At 60.8% G+C, this 17,114-nt stretch carries 11 protein-coding genes; 2 read left to right on the forward strand and 9 right to left on the reverse strand.

Translation table 11 applies throughout. The annotated features are described in order from the left end of the window. Positions 1–4: 4 nt before the first annotated feature. Positions 5–1,642, reverse strand: coding sequence for an acyl-CoA synthetase (locus tag L0962_RS00360; RefSeq protein ID WP_234081978.1), 1,638 nt, complete (start codon positions 1,640–1,642; stop codon positions 5–7). Positions 1,643–1,805: 163 nt separating this feature from the next. On the opposite strand from L0962_RS00360, the gene L0962_RS00365 reads away from it, so the two are divergent. Both L0962_RS00365 and L0962_RS00370 read left to right on the forward strand, forming a co-directional pair. After that, positions 1,806–3,815 (forward strand): PAS-domain containing protein, encoded by a 2,010-nt coding sequence (locus L0962_RS00365; RefSeq protein ID WP_234081983.1) that lies wholly within the window; start codon positions 1,806–1,808, stop codon positions 3,813–3,815. Further along, positions 3,812–4,525 (forward strand): response regulator transcription factor, encoded by a 714-nt coding sequence (locus L0962_RS00370; RefSeq protein ID WP_234081986.1) that lies wholly within the window; start codon positions 3,812–3,814, stop codon positions 4,523–4,525. Before L0962_RS00365 ends, L0962_RS00370 begins: the two co-directional genes overlap by 4 nt. 78 nt (positions 4,526–4,603) lie before the next feature. Here the strand turns inward: L0962_RS00370 and fusA are convergent, their stop codons facing one another. The 8 genes from fusA to L0962_RS00410 all read right to left on the reverse strand — a co-directional run bounded on the left by fusA (position 4,604) and on the right by L0962_RS00410 (position 17,097). Continuing rightward, the gene (fusA, locus tag L0962_RS00375) at positions 4,604–6,655 is read right to left on the reverse strand and encodes an elongation factor G (protein ID WP_234081991.1); all 2,052 of its coding nucleotides are present in this window, start codon (positions 6,653–6,655) and stop codon (positions 4,604–4,606) included. A gap of 41 nt (positions 6,656–6,696) precedes the next feature. Next, on the reverse strand, positions 6,697–7,020 hold the full coding sequence (locus L0962_RS00380; RefSeq protein ID WP_234081997.1) for a hypothetical protein: 324 nt from the start codon (positions 7,018–7,020) through the stop codon (positions 6,697–6,699). After that, positions 7,020–8,378 carry a bifunctional UDP-N-acetylglucosamine diphosphorylase/glucosamine-1-phosphate N-acetyltransferase GlmU gene (glmU, locus tag L0962_RS00385; RefSeq protein WP_234082003.1) on the reverse strand — a complete coding sequence of 453 codons (1,359 nt, stop codon included), beginning with the start codon at positions 8,376–8,378 and terminating at the stop codon, positions 7,020–7,022. Before glmU ends, L0962_RS00380 begins: the two co-directional genes overlap by 1 nt. A gap of 42 nt (positions 8,379–8,420) precedes the next feature. Continuing rightward, positions 8,421–9,146: a YEATS-associated helix-containing protein gene (locus L0962_RS00390; RefSeq protein ID WP_234082009.1), complete on the reverse strand. Its 726-nt coding sequence runs from the start codon at positions 9,144–9,146 to the stop codon at positions 8,421–8,423. Positions 9,147–9,238: 92 nt separating this feature from the next. Continuing rightward, positions 9,239–10,708, reverse strand: a complete 1,470-nt coding sequence (locus L0962_RS00395) for a glutamate synthase subunit beta (protein WP_234082016.1) — start codon at positions 10,706–10,708, stop codon at positions 9,239–9,241. Continuing rightward, entirely contained in the window at positions 10,708–15,345 is a 4,638-nt protein-coding gene (locus L0962_RS00400) for a glutamate synthase-related protein (RefSeq protein WP_234082023.1), read from the reverse strand. The genes L0962_RS00395 and L0962_RS00400 overlap by 1 nt, the downstream gene beginning before the upstream one ends. 175 nt (positions 15,346–15,520) lie before the next feature. Further along, on the reverse strand, positions 15,521–16,618 hold the full coding sequence (gene aroB, locus L0962_RS00405) for a 3-dehydroquinate synthase (RefSeq protein ID WP_234082026.1): 1,098 nt from the start codon (positions 16,616–16,618) through the stop codon (positions 15,521–15,523). Continuing rightward, positions 16,603–17,097, reverse strand: a complete 495-nt coding sequence (locus tag L0962_RS00410) for a shikimate kinase (RefSeq protein ID WP_234084973.1) — start codon at positions 17,095–17,097, stop codon at positions 16,603–16,605. Before L0962_RS00410 ends, aroB begins: the two co-directional genes overlap by 16 nt. Positions 17,098–17,114: the final 17 nt, after the last annotated feature.

Consider the following 17,114-nt stretch of genomic DNA (forward strand, 5'->3'; position numbering starts at 1 on the left):
TCGTTTACTCGATCGCCAGTGCCGACTGGGCATGCTGACGCAACACGTATTTCTGGATCTTGCCGGTGGAGGTCTTCGGCAGCGTTCCGAAAACGACCTGCTTGGGCACCTTGAAGCGCGCCAGATGCGCACGGCAATGCTCGATGATATCGGCTTCGCTGCAATTGACGCCGTCCTTCAGTTCGATGAAGGCGGCCGGCACCTCGCCCCATTTTTCGTCGGGTTTGGCGACGACAGCGGCAGCGATCACCGCCGGATGGCGGTAAAGCACATCCTCGACTTCGAGCGACGAAATGTTTTCGCCGCCGGAAATGATGATGTCTTTCGAACGGTCCTTGATCTTGACGTAGCCGTCGCTATGCACGACTGCCAGATCGCCGGTATGGAACCAGCCGCCGGCAAAGGCTTCCTGCGTCGCCTTGTCGTTTTTCAGGTAGCCCTTCATGACGAGATTGCCGCGGAACATGATTTCGCCCATGGTCTCGCCGTCCCAGGGCACCGGTTGCATGCTCACCGGGTCGAGCACGGTGATCGCTTCCTGCATGTGATAGCGCACGCCCTGACGGCCGTTACGGGCAGCGCGCAGGTCGATCGGCAGCTTGTCCCATTCGGGATGCTTGGCACACACCGCGGCCGGACCGTAGGTTTCGGTCAGGCCATAGACGTGGGTGATGTTGAAGCCCAGCTTCTCGGCCCCTTCGATGATGGCGGCCGGCGGCGCCGCACCGGCGATCAGGCCGTTGACCTGATGCTCGATGCCCTGTTTGAGAGGCTCCGGCGCGTTGATCAGCATGCCGTAAACAATCGGGGCACCGCACAAGTGGCTGACCTTGTGTTCCTTGATCAGGCCGAAGATGATTGCCGGGTCGACCTTGCGCAGACAAACACTGGTCCCGGCATTGGCCGCCAGCGTCCAGGGGAAGCACCAGCCGTTGCAATGGAACATCGGCAAGGTCCACAAGTAAACCGAATGCGGCGGCATGCCCCAGGAAATGATGTTCGAGGCAGAGTTCAGGTAGGCACCGCGATGGTGATAGACGACGCCCTTCGGATTACCGGTGGTGCCGGAGGTGTAATTGAGGGCGATGGCATCCCATTCATCGTCCGGCAGCGACCAGGCGAACTCGGGATCGCCTTCGGCGAGGAAAGCTTCGTAGTCCTTTTCCCCCAAGGCTTCGCCATCGGAAAATTCGGGATCCAGCGTGTCGATGACCAGCGGCTTCGGACCTTCGAGCATGGCCAGCGCCGCCTTGATCGTCGGCGAAAACTCGGGATCGGTGATCAGCACCTTGGCCCCGCCGTGCCTCAGCATGAAGGCGATGGCTTCGGCGTCGAGCCGGGTGTTCAGAGTGTTGAGCACGGCACCGAGCATCGGCACCCCGAAATGGCACTCGAACATCGGCGCGGTATTGGGCAGCATTGCCGCAACGGTATCGCCCTTGACGATGCCGCGGCGCTGCAGCGCGGAAGCCAGCTGGCGGCAGCGCTGGTAGCTTTCCTTCCAGGTGTATTGGCGGCTGCCCTGGATCACCGAAACCCGTTTCGGGTAGATGAAGGCGGAACGCTCGATGAAACTGAGCGGGGACAGCGGAACGTAGTTGGCCGGATTGCGGTCCAGCCCGACGGAATACGGGTTAACCAAGGTGTCATCTCCTCACATGCCTGCCGTTGAACGGCTTCTCTGGGGGCAAGTTTCTTTTTTTGAGCTTCGCAGCATCGCAAAAGATGCTTGCGCAACTATTGGCCAAATGTAACGAATGATTGCACCCTGGGCAGGCCCGGTGCGGCTGGCCTAAAATTGCCCGATGCAAGGTTCTCTCGCCTCACCCCCGCTCTCGCTGCCGGACAATCTGTTGCAGGCCGGGCTCGACCTGCTCGATCAGGGCATTGCGGTATTCGATGGCGATCTTCGCCTGATTGCCTGCAACCGTCCATTCCTGGCCCTGCTCGATTTGCCGGTGTCGCTGGCCCGGGCCGGAACCACCTTCGAGAGTTTCCTGCGACACGATGCGCAGCGCGGCGAATTCGGTCCGGGCGACCCCGAAACCCAGGTCGCGGAGCGCCTGGCCGTCGGCCGCGAACTCGCCCTGCAGACGCACGAGCGGCAACGTCCCAACGGCAAGGTCCTGCTGGTACGCGGCGAGCCTCTGCCCGACGGTGGCTTCGTCAATCTCTATTCGGATGTCACCGAACAGCGCTATCTCGAACACCTCAGCGAACACCAGAACTTCCAGCTGGAGGAACGGGTGCGCCGGCGCACCGCGCAACTGGAAAATGCCAACGCCAACCTTCGTCGGGCCAACCAGGAAAAGGAAAGCATCGCTGCGGCGCTGGGCCGCAGCGAAGCGCGCCTGCGGCTGATCAACGACACCATTCCGATCCTGATCGGCTACATCGACCGCAACGAAATCTATCGCTATGCCAACAAGGGCTACGCCGACTGGTACGGACTGCCGGACGGCTCGGTGACCGGCCGGGCGATGCTCGACGTGGTCGGTCCCCAGGTTTATGCCCAGGTACGCGATTCGGTACAGAAGGCACTGAGCGGCCACCGGATGACCTACGAGTACCAGATGCAGCGCCAGGGACGGCTGGCCTACGCGAGCAGCACGCTGGTGCCGGAAGTTGCGGTCGACGGCAGCATTCCGGGAATTTTCGTCTTCTCGCACGACATCACCGAACAGAAGCGGATGCAGGCCGCCTTGCTGCAGGCGCAGAAAATGGAAGCGATCGGGCAGTTGACCGGCGGTCTGGCCCACGACTTCAACAACCTGCTGACCGTCATCATCGGCAACCTGGCTGCCTTGCAGGACCATCGGCCGAACGATCCGGCGGTGCACGAGTTCGCCGAGCCGGCACTGCAATCGGCACGGCGGGGGGCGCAACTGATCAAGCGGCTGCTGACCTTTTCGCGGCAGCAGCCACTGGCACCGCAAGCCATCGACATCGGCGAAATGCTGGGCGACCTGGCCCGCCTGTTGCGCCGCTCGCTGCCGGAGTCGATCGCCCTGTCCACCGACTGCGGCGGCGAGGCGATCCACGCCCTGGCCGATCCGGCGCAACTGGAAAGCGCGCTGCTCAACTTCGCGCTCAATGCGCGCGACGCGATGCCGGATGGCGGCCGCTTGCACATCGCTGCGCGCAGCGTCGAACTGGGCAGCGATGCCGACGCCTTCGAGCTGTCGCCCGGACGCTATGCGCTGATCGAAATCGCCGACAACGGCAGCGGCATGGACAACGACACGCTGGCGCGCGCCTGCGAACCCTTCTTCACCACCAAACGCCTCGGCCTCGGCAGCGGCCTCGGACTGGCGATGGCCTACGGCTTCGCACGCCAGTCGGGCGGCGGCCTGGTATTGCGCAGCCAACCCGGCCAGGGAACCTGCGTGCTGCTGGCGCTGCCGCACACCCATCCGGAAACACTCGCCGACGACGATGCCGGCGAACCGCTGCCGGGCAACGACAACGACCTGATACTGCTGGTCGAGGACGACCCGGCGGTACGCCGGATCGTCCGCCAGCAACTGATCGACCTCGGCCACCCGGTCATCGAGGCCGACAGCGCCGACCAGGCACTGGCGCTGGTCGACCAGGTCGCCGACATCGCCCTTGTGCTGACCGACATGGTGATGCCCGGCACGCTCAACGGCCGCCAGCTTGCCGGCATCCTGCGGGCGCGCCGGCCGGACATCCGCGTCGTGCTGATGAGTGGCTATGCCGACGGCGCCAACGCCGGCCCCGATGTCCTGGCCAAACCTTTCGACCGCCACGCGCTGGCCAGGGCACTGGCCGACAGCCGCCAGGAGAAGTCATGAAGGACAGCGAACGTCTGATCGCCATCGTCGAAGACGACCCGGACATTGCCCGCATCATCGAACAGGTACTCGGCGACTTCGCCTTCCGCACCGTCTGGTTCCGCAGCGCCGGCGACCTTTTGCGCCGACTGCGCAGCCTCTCCCCCGATCTGTGCATTGTCGATCTGGGACTGCCGGACATGGACGGGCTCGAAGCGATGCAGCGCATCCGCGCACAAAGCGCCTGCGGGATCATGATCCTGACCGGCCGCGCCCACGTCAGCGATCGCGTGATGGGGCTCGAACTGGGGGCCGACGACTATGTGCTGAAACCCTTCGAACCGCGCGAACTGGTCGCCCGCGTGCGCAGCATTCTGCGTCGCCGTCTTGGCGGCGAGGACGCCGAGGGCGAACGCGTCGCCTGCTTCGGCGGCTGGCGTTTCAATCTCGGCAACAACACGCTGAGCGCGCCGGACGGTCGCGAACAGGTGCTGAGCACGGCCGAAGCCGAATTGCTCAAAACCTTCGTCCATCAGCCGAATCGCATCCTGCCGCGGGACAAGTTGATGGGATCGCGCGACGTCAGCCCGAGCGACCGGGCGATCGACGTCCGCATCTCGCGGCTGCGCCGCAAGCTTGAACCCGATGCCGACAGCCCCGGCATGATCAAGACGGTTTATGGTGCCGGCTATCTGTTCCTGGCCAACGTCGAATGGCCGGAGAAGGCCTGAGCCGCAACGCCGTTCACATCCTCCGGCCGGGCGTTTTTTGCGTTCTGCTGCGGTCGACCGCAGCAAAACGCAATTTTCTCATTCGTCCTCGTCGTGCAGCCGGAAGCGGCTCGCCAGTTGCTGCTGGATGTTCGGCGGCACCGCGGCGTAACGGGCGAACTCGATGGTGTAGCTGCCCTGGCCACCGGTCAGCGACTTCAGGCGCGACTGGTAGTCGTTCAGTTCGGCCAGCGGCACTTCGCCGGTGATCGCGGCAAAGCCGTGGCCGCGCCCGTCGGTGCCGGTGATGTGGCCGCGGCGGCCGGCGAGGTCGCCGGTGAGATCACCGATGGCCGTTTCCGGCACGACGATCTCGATGCTGACGATGGGTTCCAGCACGATCGGCTTGGCGTTGCGGATGGCCTCGATCACCGCCTTGCGGCCGGCGACGGTGAAGGCCACTTCCTTGCCGTCGACGGCGTGCGTCTTGCCGTCGAAGACAGTGACGCGCAGGTCTTCCACCGGGTAGCCGGCGACGACGCCGCCTTCCAGGCCCTGACGAATGCCCTTTTCGACGGCGGCCATGAAGACGCCGGGTATGACGCCGCCCTTCACCGCATCGACGAACTCGAAGCCTTCGCCGCGCTCGCGCGGCTCGATGCGCAGATGCACCTCGCCGAACTGGCCGGCGCCGCCCGACTGCTTCTTGTGCCGGTACATGGCTTCGGCGCCGCCGGTGATGGTTTCGCGGTAGGGAATGCGCGGCGGCTTGGTGTCGACTTCCAGCTTGTACTGGCCGGCCATGCGCGCCAGCTTGGCCTTCAGGTGGATTTCGCCAAGCCCGCGGATGACCGTCTCGTTGCTGCTCGGATGACGCTCGACGACGAAGGTCGGGTCTTCCATGGCCAGCTTGGCCAGCACATCGAACAGGCGCTGCTCGTCGCCCTTCTTCTTCGTTTCCACCGCCAGCCCGGCCATCGGCCGCGGGAATTCGAGCGGCAGCAGATGGATGTGGTCCTCGTCATGGGAATCGTGCAGGACGCAGTCGAACTCGATTTCCTCGACCTTGGCCACGGCGCCGATGTCGCCCGGCACCAGCTCGTCGACTTCCACGGTGTCCTTGCCCTGCAACTGGTAGAGATGGGCGACCTTGAACGGGCGTTTGCCGTCGCCGACGAAGAGCTGCATGTCCTTTTTCACCGTGCCCTGATGCACGCGGAAGATGCCGATCTTGCCCAGGTAGGGATCGACCACCACCTTGAAGACATGCGCCAGCACGTGCTTGCCGGCGTCCGGCTCAGCGTGGAAGGACTGCGTCGTGCCCCCCGGCTCACCCTTGTAGAAGGGCGGCGGATTGCCCTCGGCCGGGTTCGGGGCCAGCGTCGCCAGCACGTGGAGCAGTTCCCGGATACCGGCGCCGGTCTTGGCCGAGGTGAGCAGGATGGGAATCAGGTGGCCTTCGCGCAGCGCCTTCTCGAAGGGCGCGTGCAGCGCCTCGCCACTCGGATCGGCCCCGTCTTCCAGGTATTGCGCGAGGAGATCCTCGTCCTCCTCGACGATCTGGTCGATCAGCGCACGATGGGCGGCGGCGACCGATTCGAAGTCGGCATCGCCGCTGTCGTGCTCGAGCACTTCGACAACGTCGGCGGCGCCGTGCGCCGGCAGGTCGAGGAGCATGCACTGCTTGCCGAAACGCTCGCGGATGTCGGCCACCAGGCCGGGCAGGTCGAGGTTGTCGGCGTCGATCTTGTTGATGACGATCATCCGGCACAGCTTGCGCTCGGCAGCATGGCGCATCATGCGCTCAGTCATCAGCTCGACGCCGGTCTGGGCGTTGATGACGATCAGCGCGGTATCGACACCGGCCAGCGCAGCGATGGCCGGGCCGGCGAAATCTGGATAGCCCGGGGTGTCGACCGCATGAATCCGAACGTCCTGATGCGCCATCCGGACGATGGCCGAATTCAGCGAATGGCCGCTTTCCTTTTCCAACGGATCGAAATCGCAGACGGTATTGCCCTTGGCGACGCTCCCGGCCGTCGGGATGCTTCCGGTGGCAACCAGCAAAGCTTCGACCAGAGAGGTCTTGCCTGCGGCGCCATGACCGACCAGCGCAACGCTGCGTCGTGATTCGCTTCTGTAGCTGGACATCGTGCTCTCCCTGTCTTCTCGTTGAACGAAAGCGGTCCGGGCTAGCGCATCTTGGCAGCCTCGATCATTTCAGCCACCAGGCGCTCGGCGAAATACGGTCCGAAACTCAGGATCAGCGCAGCGGCCAGCGCACCGAGCAACAACGCACCCATCAACTGATAACGGGCCAGCCGGAAGTCGTCGCCGCGCGTCCAGGCAAACCACAGCGGCCCGAGCACCGGCACCACGGCGACCGGCAACGCGGCGCGCCAACCGGAGGCCAGCGCCGCCGGCAAGGTATTGATGTAGCCGACCAGCAACAGTGCTGCAGCGCCGGCTAGCAGCAGCGAACTACCGATTGCGAAGGCGACGAACCAGCCATCCATTATTTCTTCTCCTTGATCGGGCGCTGCCAACCGGTCAGCGACATCTGCTTGGCCCGGGATACGGTCAACGTGTCCGGCGGCGCATTTTTGGTCAGCGTGGTACCGGCACCGAGCGTCGCCCCGCGCCCCACGGTAACCGGCGCCACCAACTGCGTATCCGAACCGATGAACGCGTCGTCCTCGATGATCGTCTTGTGCTTGTTGACGCCATCGTAGTTGCAGGTGATCGTGCCGGCACCGATATTGACCCGCTGGCCGATCTCCGCATCGCCGATGTAGGCCAGGTGATTGGCCTTGGATTGCGCCCCGATGCGACTTTTCTTGACCTCGACGAAGTTGCCGATATGCACCTCGGGTCCCAGTTCCGCGCCCGGGCGCAAACGCGCGTAGGGACCGAGCACGCCGTCCGGACCGATCGTCGCATCCTCGAAATGGCAAAAGGCGGCGATTCGCGTTCCGGGACCGACTTTGACGTTCTTCAGCACGCAGTAAGGGCCAACTTCGACGGCATCACCCAGTTCGACACGGCCTTCGAACACGCAACCGACGTCGATCGCCACATCGCGACCGTGGGTCAATTGCCCCCGGATATCGATCCGCGCCGGATCGACCAAGCGCACCCCGTCGACCATCAGACGCTCCGCCTGATTGCGCTGGTGGCGGCGTTCCAGTTCCGCCAGTTGCAGCTTGCTGTTGACGCCAAGCACTTCCCATTCGGCGGCCGGCTGGGCGGTTTTTACCGATATTCCGGCGTCGACCGCAAGGGCGACCAGATCGGTCAGATAGTATTCGCCCTGGGCATTGTCGTTCTTCAAGGCCGACAGCCAGCCGGCCAGGCGATCGGTCGGCAGCACCATGATGCCGGTGTTGATCTCACGGATGGCTTTCTCGGCGGCATCGGCATCCTTCTGCTCGACGATGCGCAGCACGTTGCCGGCCGCATCGCGAACGATCCGGCCGTAACCGGTCGGATCCGCCAGATCGACCGTCAACACGGCCACGCCTTGCCCCGCCGCCTGCAGCAGGCGCCCCAACGTCGCAGCGCTGATCAACGGGACGTCGCCGTACAGCACCAGCGTCTGCGCGGCCGACGAGAGCTGCGGCAGGGCCTGCGCGACGGCATGTCCGGTCCCCAGTTGCTGCGCCTGTTCGGCCCAGCAAATATCGTCCGCCGCCAGGGTCGACCGCACGATCGTTCCACCATGACCATAGACGAGGATCAGGCGTTCCGGCGACAGGCTGCGCGCGGTATCGATGACGTGGCTGGCCAGTGCCTTGCCGCCGATCGGGTGAAGCACTTTCGGCAATTGGGAATGCATGCGCTTGCCCTGGCCGGCAGCGAGAATGACGATGTTCATGAAATCGGGAAAGAAAGGGCCAGCCGACCGGCTGGCGGATGGTCAGGCAAGTTTCTTGTCGGACTGGGCGCCGATGATTTCATCGAGCACGGCCTTGCCGCGCGTCGAAACGAACCAGTGCAGGACGTTCTTTTCATTGATGCGGGTTTCGATGACACCCAGGGTCTTCATCACGGTCAACCGCTGACTGACGAAATCGCGTGGCAGCCCGGTCCGCTCGCAGACGGCCGCCAGGTTGCCGTAGACGAATTTTTCTTCGGCCAGCGCGCGCAGGATTTCGACATCGTTGTACGACAGGACTTCGCGCGGATCGGGTTCCGGTGCCTTGACCTCGGCCGGCACCGGCGCCACGGCCGGCGCCTCGTCGCGTTTTTGCTTGAGATGCCCGACATCGCGACGCACCAGTTCGATCTGCCCCATCAGCTTCTGCGCCAGGTTTTCAAACAGACGACGCGAGGCAACGACATAGATCAGGCAAAAGCCGGCAAACACGTAGAAGTCGACCGGCTTGGTCCGTGCGCCCTCGAGCAGGGTGCTGGAAATCATGTTCAGGAACAACGGTACGGTCAACGCGGCAACCACACCAAAAACGGGATACTTGATCCAGTCGCCCCGCCGGGGCTCTCCCTGGCGATCGGCCAGAAAATAATTCGCGGCGCCCCCGAGAACACCGGCCAGGACCATGATCGCCAGAATCATCAGCATGTGGCCATCGAGCGCGCCGCTTGGCGCGGTCACCTGAAAAGCCTGTTGCAGGTCTGCCGACATTTTCTACTCCCCCTTGAGCGATTCCGCATTTTTGCACAAACAAAAACCCCGCGGGTCGAAACCGGCGGGGTTTTTCAGGGTTTTTACCCCCCTCAGCGCGGCAGGGTGGTCGTTCCCATCAGATAGGCATCGACCTCGCGAGCCGCCTGACGACCCTCACGGATCGCCCAGACGACGAGCGACTGGCCGCGACGGACGTCGCCAGCCGCAAACACGCCATCGACACTGGTGCGATAGCAGCCGTCACCGTCCGTCGTCGCCTTGGCGTTGTTGCGCGCATCCTTTTCGATACCGAACGCATCGAGCAGGCTGCCGACCGGATTGACGAAACCCATCGCCAGAAAGGCGGCGTCGCACGGCAGTTCGAATTCCGAACCGGCGACTTCGTTCATCTTGCCGCCCACCCATTCGACACGCACGGCCTTGAGCGCCTTGACGTTGCCCTGACCATCCTCGATGAACGCCTTGGTCGCCACGGCAAACTCGCGGACGGTGCCACCTTCCTTGTGCGACGACGAGGTCCGCATCTTCAGCGGCCAGTACGGCCAGGTCAGCGGCTTGTCTTCCTGCTCCGGCGGCGCCGGCATCAGTTCAAACTGCGTCACCGAGGCAGCGCCGTGGCGATAGCTGGTACCGACGCAATCGGAGCCGGTATCGCCGCCACCGATGACGATGACGTGCTTGCCCTTGACGCTGATCGGATTCTTGATGCCCTGCTGGACTTCCTTGTTTTGCGGAATCAGGAATTCGAGGGCAGCGTAGACACCCTTGAACTGACGACCGGGAACCGGCAGATCGCGCGGCACTTCCGAACCGGCAGCGAGGATCACGGCGTCGAAATCCTTCTTCAGCTGTTCGGCAGAAACCGTTTCGGCGGCATCGTTGTTGATGCCGGCCGGGATGTTCTTGTCGCCGACGATGACTTTGGTCTTGAAGACCACACCTTCGGCTTCCATCTGCGCGACACGACGATCGATCACCGACTTGTTGAGCTTGAAGTCGGGAATGCCGAAGCCGAGCAGACCACCGATACGGCTGGACTTTTCGAACACCGTCACGTCGTGACCGACACGTGCCAGTTGCTGGGCAGCGGCCATGCCGGCCGGGCCGGAACCGACGATGGCAACCTTCTTGCCCGTTTTGGCCTTCGGCGGCTGCGGAACGACCCAGCCCATTTCCCAGCCCTTGTCGATGATGAAATGCTCGATCGACTTGATGCCTACCGGCGCAGCATTGATGCCCAGGGTACAGGCGGCCTCGCAGGGCGCCGGACAGATGCGACCGGTGAAATCCGGGAAATTGTTGGTCGAGTGGAGAACGTCGAGCGCCTGCTTCCAGTTGCCCTTGTAAACCAGATCGTTCCAGTCCGGAATGATGTTATTCACCGGGCAACCGTTGTTGCAGAACGGGATACCGCAGTCCATGCAACGCGCACCCTGAATCTTGGCAGCATCATCGGCAAGGGTCTGAACGAATTCCTTGTAATGCGTCAGACGCTTTTCGACCGGTTCGTACGCCTCTTCGAGGCGATCGAATTCCATGAAACCCGTCGGCTTGCCCATTATGCGGCCTCCTTCTGTGCGGCAGCGGCCAACTCGGTGAGCGCCCGCTTGTACTCGTGCGGATAGACTTTGACGAACTTGTCGCGCCAGACATCCCAGTCGGCCAGAATTGTCCTGGCGATGGCGCTGCCGGTGTATTCGGCGTGACGGGTGACCAGATCCTTGAGCAGGACTTCGTCCGGCATGTCACGGTGCATCGGCTCGCCAGACGGCTGACGCGCGGCCGGCAGGACTTTTTCCAGGGCGACCTGGGCCAGGTTGCAGCGATTCTTGAAGCTGCCATCTTCATCCAGGACATAGGAAATGCCGCCCGACATGCCCGCCGCGAAGTTGCGGCCAGTCATACCGAGAACCACAACGGTACCTCCCGTCATGTATTCGCAACCATGGTCGCCAACACCTTCGACCACTGCGGTGCCGCCCGAATTGCGCACACAGAAGCGCTCACCGCCAACACCGGCGAAGAAGGACTCACCTTCGGTCGCTCCGTACATGACGGTGTTGCCGGCGATGATGTTGTGCTGGGTGTCGCCGCGGAAATCAGGCGACGGCTTGATGATGATCCGCCCACCCGACAGGCCCTTGCCGACGTAGTCGTTGCCTTCACCAGTCAGTTCGAGCGTGATGCCGCGCGCCAGGAAAGCGCCGAAAGCCTGGCCGGCGGTACCGGTGAGTTTGACATGGATGGTGTCGTCCGGCAGACCGGCCTGGCCGTAGCGGCGGGCAACCTCACCGGACAACATCGTTCCACAGGTGCGATTGACGTTGATGATCTTCGTCTCGACCTGAACCTTCTGCCCCTTTTCCAGTGCCGGACGAGCCGCTTCGATCAGTTTGTGATCAAGGGCCTTCTCCAGACCGTGGTCCTGACGATCGGTATGGAAACGCGACACATCGGCTGGCACGGCCGGCTGATGGAAGATCTTCGAGAAGTCGAGGCCCTTGGCCTTCCAGTGTTCGATACCAGCCCGCATGTCGAGCAGGTCGACACGACCGATCAGGTCGTCAAATTTGCGGATGCCCAGTTGCGCCATCAGTTCGCGAACTTCTTCGGCAACGAAGAAGAAATAATTCACGACATGCTCGGGTTGACCGGAGAAACGCTTGCGCAATTCGGGATCCTGGGTGGCAACACCGACCGGGCAGGTATTCAGATGGCACTTGCGCATCATGATGCAGCCTTCGACAACCAGCGGCGCCGTCGCAAATCCGAACTCATCGGCACCGAGCAAGGCACCGATGACGACATCGCGACCGGTCTTCATCTGACCATCAACCTGCAGGCGAATGCGCGAACGCAGACGATTGAGCACCAGCGTCTGCTGGGTTTCCGACAGGCCAAGCTCCCACGGCGTACCGGCGTGCTTGATCGACGACACCGGCGAGGCGCCGGTACCGCCATCGAAACCGGCGATCACGATGTGATCGGCCTTGGCCTTGGCAACACCCGCAGCGACCGTACCGACGCCGACTTCGGAAACCAGCTTGACCGAGATCGAAGCTTGCGAATTGGCATTCTTCAGATCGTGAATCAGCTGTGCCAGATCCTCAATCGAGTAGATGTCGTGGTGCGGCGGCGGCGAGATCAGGGTTACGCCCGGCACCGAGTGGCGCAGCTTACCGATGTACTCGGACACCTTGGTACCCGGCAGTTGACCACCTTCGCCTGGCTTTGCGCCTTGCGCCATCTTGATCTGGATCTGGTCTGCATTGACCAGATATTCCGTGGTGACGCCGAAACGGCCGGAGGCAACCTGCTTGATCGCGGAACGCAGCGAGTCGCCCTCCTTGAACTCGTAATCGCGTTCGATCCGGGATGCACCGATCACTTCCGACAACTTCTGACCAGCCTTCAACGGCTGGAAACGCTTGGCGTCTTCGCCACCCTCGCCGGTGTTCGATTTGCCGCCGATACGATTCATTGCGATCGCCAGCGTCGTATGCGCCTCGGTCGAGATCGAGCCGAGCGACATGGCGCCAGTGGCAAAACGCTTGACGATCTCCTTGGCCGACTCGACTTCATCCAGCGGCACTGCGGCACCCGCCATGCGGAATTCGAACAACCCGCGCAGCGTCAGGTGACGCCTGGATTGGTCGTTGATCAGCTTGGCGTATTCCTTGTAGGTGTCGTACTTGTTCGAACGTGTGGCATGCTGCAGCTTGGCGATCGAATCCGGCGTCCACATATGCTCTTCGCCACGGATACGGAATGCGTATTCACCCCCGGCATCAAGCATGTTCGCCAGCACGGGATCCGCGGAGAAAGCTTGCTGGTGCAGGCGAATGGCTTCCTCTGCCACCTCGAACACACCCAGCCCCTCGACATTGGAGGGGGTGCCGGTGAAATACTTCTCGACAAAGTCTTTCTTCAGGCCGATTGCCTCGAAAATCTGGGCCCCGGTGTAGGACATGTAGGTCGAAATACCCATTTTCGACATGACCTTGCACAAGCCCTTACCGATCGCCTTGATGAAATTCTTGGTGTATTTCTCGGATTTCTCGGCGTCACCCTTGGCCAGACTTTCAATCGTTTCGAGCGCCAGATAGGGATGCACTGCTTCGGCACCAAAACCACCGAGCAAGGCAAAGTGATGGACTTCACGCGCCGAACCGGTTTCAACGACAAGACCGGTCGAAGTACGCAAGCCCTTCCTGACCAGATGCTGATGAATCGCAGACGATGCCAGCAGCGCCGGAATCGCCACATGCTCGGCATCGACCTTGCGATCGGAGACGATCAGGATATTGGCGCCGGAGCGGACTGCATCCTCAGCGTCAGCTGCCAGGGATGCCAGGCGGGCCTCAATGCCCTTTTTACCCCAGGCAACCGGATAGCAGATATCCAACTCAAACGAGCGGAACTTGCCAGAAGTGTACTTCTCGATGTTACGCAGCTTCTCGATTTCGGCACACGTCAGTACCGGCTGGGAAACCTCCAGGCGAATCGGCGGATTGATATCGCTGGTGTTCAGGAGATTCGGCTTGGGACCGATGAACGAGACCAGCGACATCACAAGTTCTTCACGAATCGGGTCAATCGGTGGATTGGTGACCTGTGCGAACAACTGCTTGAAATAGGTATAGAGCGTCTTGTTCTTGCTGGACAAGACAGGCAAAGCCGAATCGGTACCCATCGAGCCGGTCGCTTCCTCACCATTTGCGATCATCGGCTCCAGGATGACCTTGATGTCTTCCTGGGTAAAACCGAAAGCCTGCTGACGATCCAGCATTGAGGCCTGCGAAGCAATGCACTGTTCTTCACCAGACGGAACTTCGTCGAGCTTGATACGGATTTTCTCGATCCATTCGCGGTAAGGCTTGGCGTTTGCCAGCGAATCCTTCAGTTCCTTGTCATCAATGATGCGTCCCTGCTCCATGTCGATCAGGAACATCTTGCCCGGCTGCAAACGCCACTTTTTGACGATCTTCTTCTCAGGAATCGGCAAAACCCCCGACTCGGAGGCCATGACCACCATGTCATCGTCGGTTACCAGATAGCGCGCCGGCCGCAAGCCATTGCGGTCCAGAGTAGCGCCAATCTGGCGCCCGTCGGTAAAGGCAACGGCAGCCGGACCATCCCACGGCTCCATCATGGCCGCATGATATTCGTAGAATGCGCGGCGATTCTCATCCATCAGCGCATGCTTCTCCCAAGCTTCCGGGATCATCAGCATGACGGCCTGGGCCAACGAGTAGCCGCCACCCATGACCAGCAGTTCCAACGCATTGTCAAAAGCCGCCGAATCGGATTGACCCGGATAATGTAAAGGCCAGACCTTGTTCAGATCATTTCCGAGAATCGGCGACGAGATTGCCTGTTCGCGAGCCTTGAACCAGTTGACGTTGCCACGCACGGTGTTGATTTCACCGTTGTGGGCAATATAGCGGAACGGATGCGCAAGATCCCATGTCGGGAAAGTATTGGTCGAGAAACGCTGGTGCACAAGCGCCAACGCGGAAATCGTGCGCTTATCCTGAAGATCGCGGTAATAAACGCCGACCTGATCCGCCAAAAGCAGGCCCTTGTAGTTAACTGTCCGGGCAGAAAAGGAAGGAACATAAAATTCCTGACCGTGCTTGAGTTTCAACGACTTGATAGCATTCGCAGCCCGGCGGCGGATGATATAGAGCTTGCGCTCCAAGGCATCAGTCACGAAAACATCCGGCCCCCGGCCAACGAAAACCTGGCGGATCACGGGCTCGGTAGCCCTGACCACTGGCGACATCGGCATATCGGGATTCACCGGAACATCGCGCCATCCCAGCAAGCGCTGCCCCTCGGCCTCAACCGAACGCTCGATTTCCTCCATGCACGCATGACGCGACGCCGCCTCTTGAGGCAGAAACACCATGCCAACACCGTATTCGCCAATCGGCGGCAAATCGACGCCTTGTCTGGCCATTTCCTCACGATAAAGCTGATCCGGAATCTGAATCAGAATGCCCGCTCCATCTCCCTGCAGTGGGTCTGCCCCCACGGCACCGCGGTGATCGATATTCTTGAGGATCAACAAGCCCTGTTCAACGATGCCATGGCTCTTCTGCCCCTTGACGTGGGCTACGAAGCCGACACCACAGGCATCGTGTTCATTAGCGGGGTCATACAACCCCTGGCGCTCAGGTACAGCTGATTCCATCACACGCGTTCCTTCAAGATTAGCTTGGCCTGTTCATCGGCCAATGAGTTGGGCTGGCAAAACTCGCTCAGCCGGCACAAAAATTAGAGGCAACCATAAATTTTACTGACAAGCCCCAATCGATTCAAGGTGCCACTAGACCTTCACCCAGATCGCATCACCCCGACATCACCAGTCAGGTGCATCTTGCCTGTATAGCCGCACCGATCTGGGTTCCTGCTACTTCATCGGTCAACACCGCCTGACCGATTGCCTTCAACAAAACCAATCGGAGTTTCCCGTCCTGGACCTTCTTGTCGTGACTCATGAGTTCCATGTATGCATCGACTCCACCAAGAGTTGGCGATCTGACCGGCAAGCCAGCTTTCATGTACAAGGCTTCCACCCGAAGAAACGCTGCTCGATCCAGCCAACCCAACATAACGGACAATTCCGCAGCAATTAACGTGCCCGCAGCAACAGCCTCACCATGCAACCACGTTCCATATCCCAAGCCTGCTTCAATGGCATGCCCGAAAGTATGGCCGAGGTTGAGGAGTGCCCGCTCACCTCTTTCGGTCTCATCCGCTTCAACCACCTCGGCTTTGTGTGCACATGAGCGAGTAACAGCCTCTATCAGCGCAGATTTATCTCGCACAAGCAAGCGTTGAATATTTTCTTCAAGCCAGCAAAAAAACGCGCTATCGCGGATCAATCCATACTTGATCACCTCCGCCAGCCCGGCCCTCAACTCACGATCGGGCAGGGTATCCAGGGTAGACACGTCAGCCAGCACGATTTTCGGCTGGTAGAACGCTCCGATCATATTTTTCCCTAACGGATGATTGATCGCCGTTTTTCCGCCCACCGATGAATCAACTTGGGACAACAAAGTTGTGGGAATTTGGATGAATGGCATACCCCGCTGGTAACAAGCCGCTGCAAACCCCCCCATGTCACCGATTACCCCTCCCCCTAAAGCTATCAACGTCGTACTTCTCTCGCAGTGCGACTGCAACAAGCCGTCAAATACGCTATTCAAAGTTTCCCAATTTTTATAAGCCTCACCATCCGGCAGCACGATCGGCAATACAACGACTCCCTTGCTTGCCAACGCTTCGCTTAATTTTGCCAAATACAAAGGAGCTACCGTGCTATTGGTCACTACTACTGTTCGCCCCCCTTTCAGGTAAGGGATAAGCAAGTCAGCTCTGTCGAGAACATCCCCAATATGGATTTCATACGAGCGAGCCCCCAACTGCACGCTCAAAATTCTATTCACGAATTCAGGCATTTTCGTTCAAATTCCTTTTGAAGATACTGGACGATCCCCGAGGCCACCAATCGCGACCCGTCAACTACGAGATGAGCCGCATCTCGATATAAAGGATCTCTTGCTGCGTAGAGCTCCTCAAGCTTTGACAATGGATTCTCGACCTGAAGCAAGGGACGATTACGATCATTCTTGGTCCGCTGAAAAAGAAGTACCGGTGGCACATTCAGGTATACGACCCAACCGGTCTGCTTCATGCACTCTCGCGTTTCCGCACTTAGCACCGCACCGCCCCCGGTTGCCAGCACCACGCCGTCCAACAGAGACAATTCTGCGATGGTTTGTGCCTCACGCTTGCGGAAACCGTCCTCACCCTCAATCTCAAAAATTGTGGGAATTGGTACGCCTGTTCGTTCGACAATTTCATGATCGGAATCAAGGAACTGACGTCCAAGGCGTTTCGCCAACTGGCGACCGACAGTTGTTTTCCCGGCCCCCATGAGCCCGACCAGATAGA

Origin of the sequence: Azonexus sp. R2A61, from assembly GCF_021401135.1 — a bacterium.
In the GTDB taxonomy this organism is placed as follows: domain Bacteria; phylum Pseudomonadota; class Gammaproteobacteria; order Burkholderiales; family Rhodocyclaceae; genus Azonexus.

Bases quoted from the DNA above. Each gene is read 5' to 3' on its own strand.
- fusA (WP_234081991.1), bottom strand. From the start codon at position 6,655: ATGTCCAGCTACAGAAGCGAATCACGACGCAGCGTTGCGCTGGTCGGT.
- L0962_RS00400 (WP_234082023.1), bottom strand. From the start codon at position 15,345: ATGGAATCAGCTGTACCTGAGCGCCAGGGGTTGTATGACCCCGCTAAT.
- L0962_RS00380 (WP_234081997.1), bottom strand. From the start codon at position 7,020: ATGGATGGCTGGTTCGTCGCCTTCGCAATCGGTAGTTCGCTGCTGCTA.
- aroB (WP_234082026.1), bottom strand. From the start codon at position 16,618: ATGCCTGAATTCGTGAATAGAATTTTGAGCGTGCAGTTGGGGGCTCGC.
- L0962_RS00395 (WP_234082016.1), bottom strand. From the start codon at position 10,708: ATGGGCAAGCCGACGGGTTTCATGGAATTCGATCGCCTCGAAGAGGCG.
- L0962_RS00410 (WP_234084973.1), bottom strand. From the start codon at position 17,097: ATGGGGGCCGGGAAAACAACTGTCGGTCGCCAGTTGGCGAAACGCCTT.
- L0962_RS00370 (WP_234081986.1), top strand. From the start codon at position 3,812: ATGAAGGACAGCGAACGTCTGATCGCCATCGTCGAAGACGACCCGGAC.
- L0962_RS00390 (WP_234082009.1), bottom strand. From the start codon at position 9,146: ATGTCGGCAGACCTGCAACAGGCTTTTCAGGTGACCGCGCCAAGCGGC.
- glmU (WP_234082003.1), bottom strand. From the start codon at position 8,378: ATGAACATCGTCATTCTCGCTGCCGGCCAGGGCAAGCGCATGCATTCC.
- L0962_RS00365 (WP_234081983.1), top strand. From the start codon at position 1,806: ATGCAAGGTTCTCTCGCCTCACCCCCGCTCTCGCTGCCGGACAATCTG.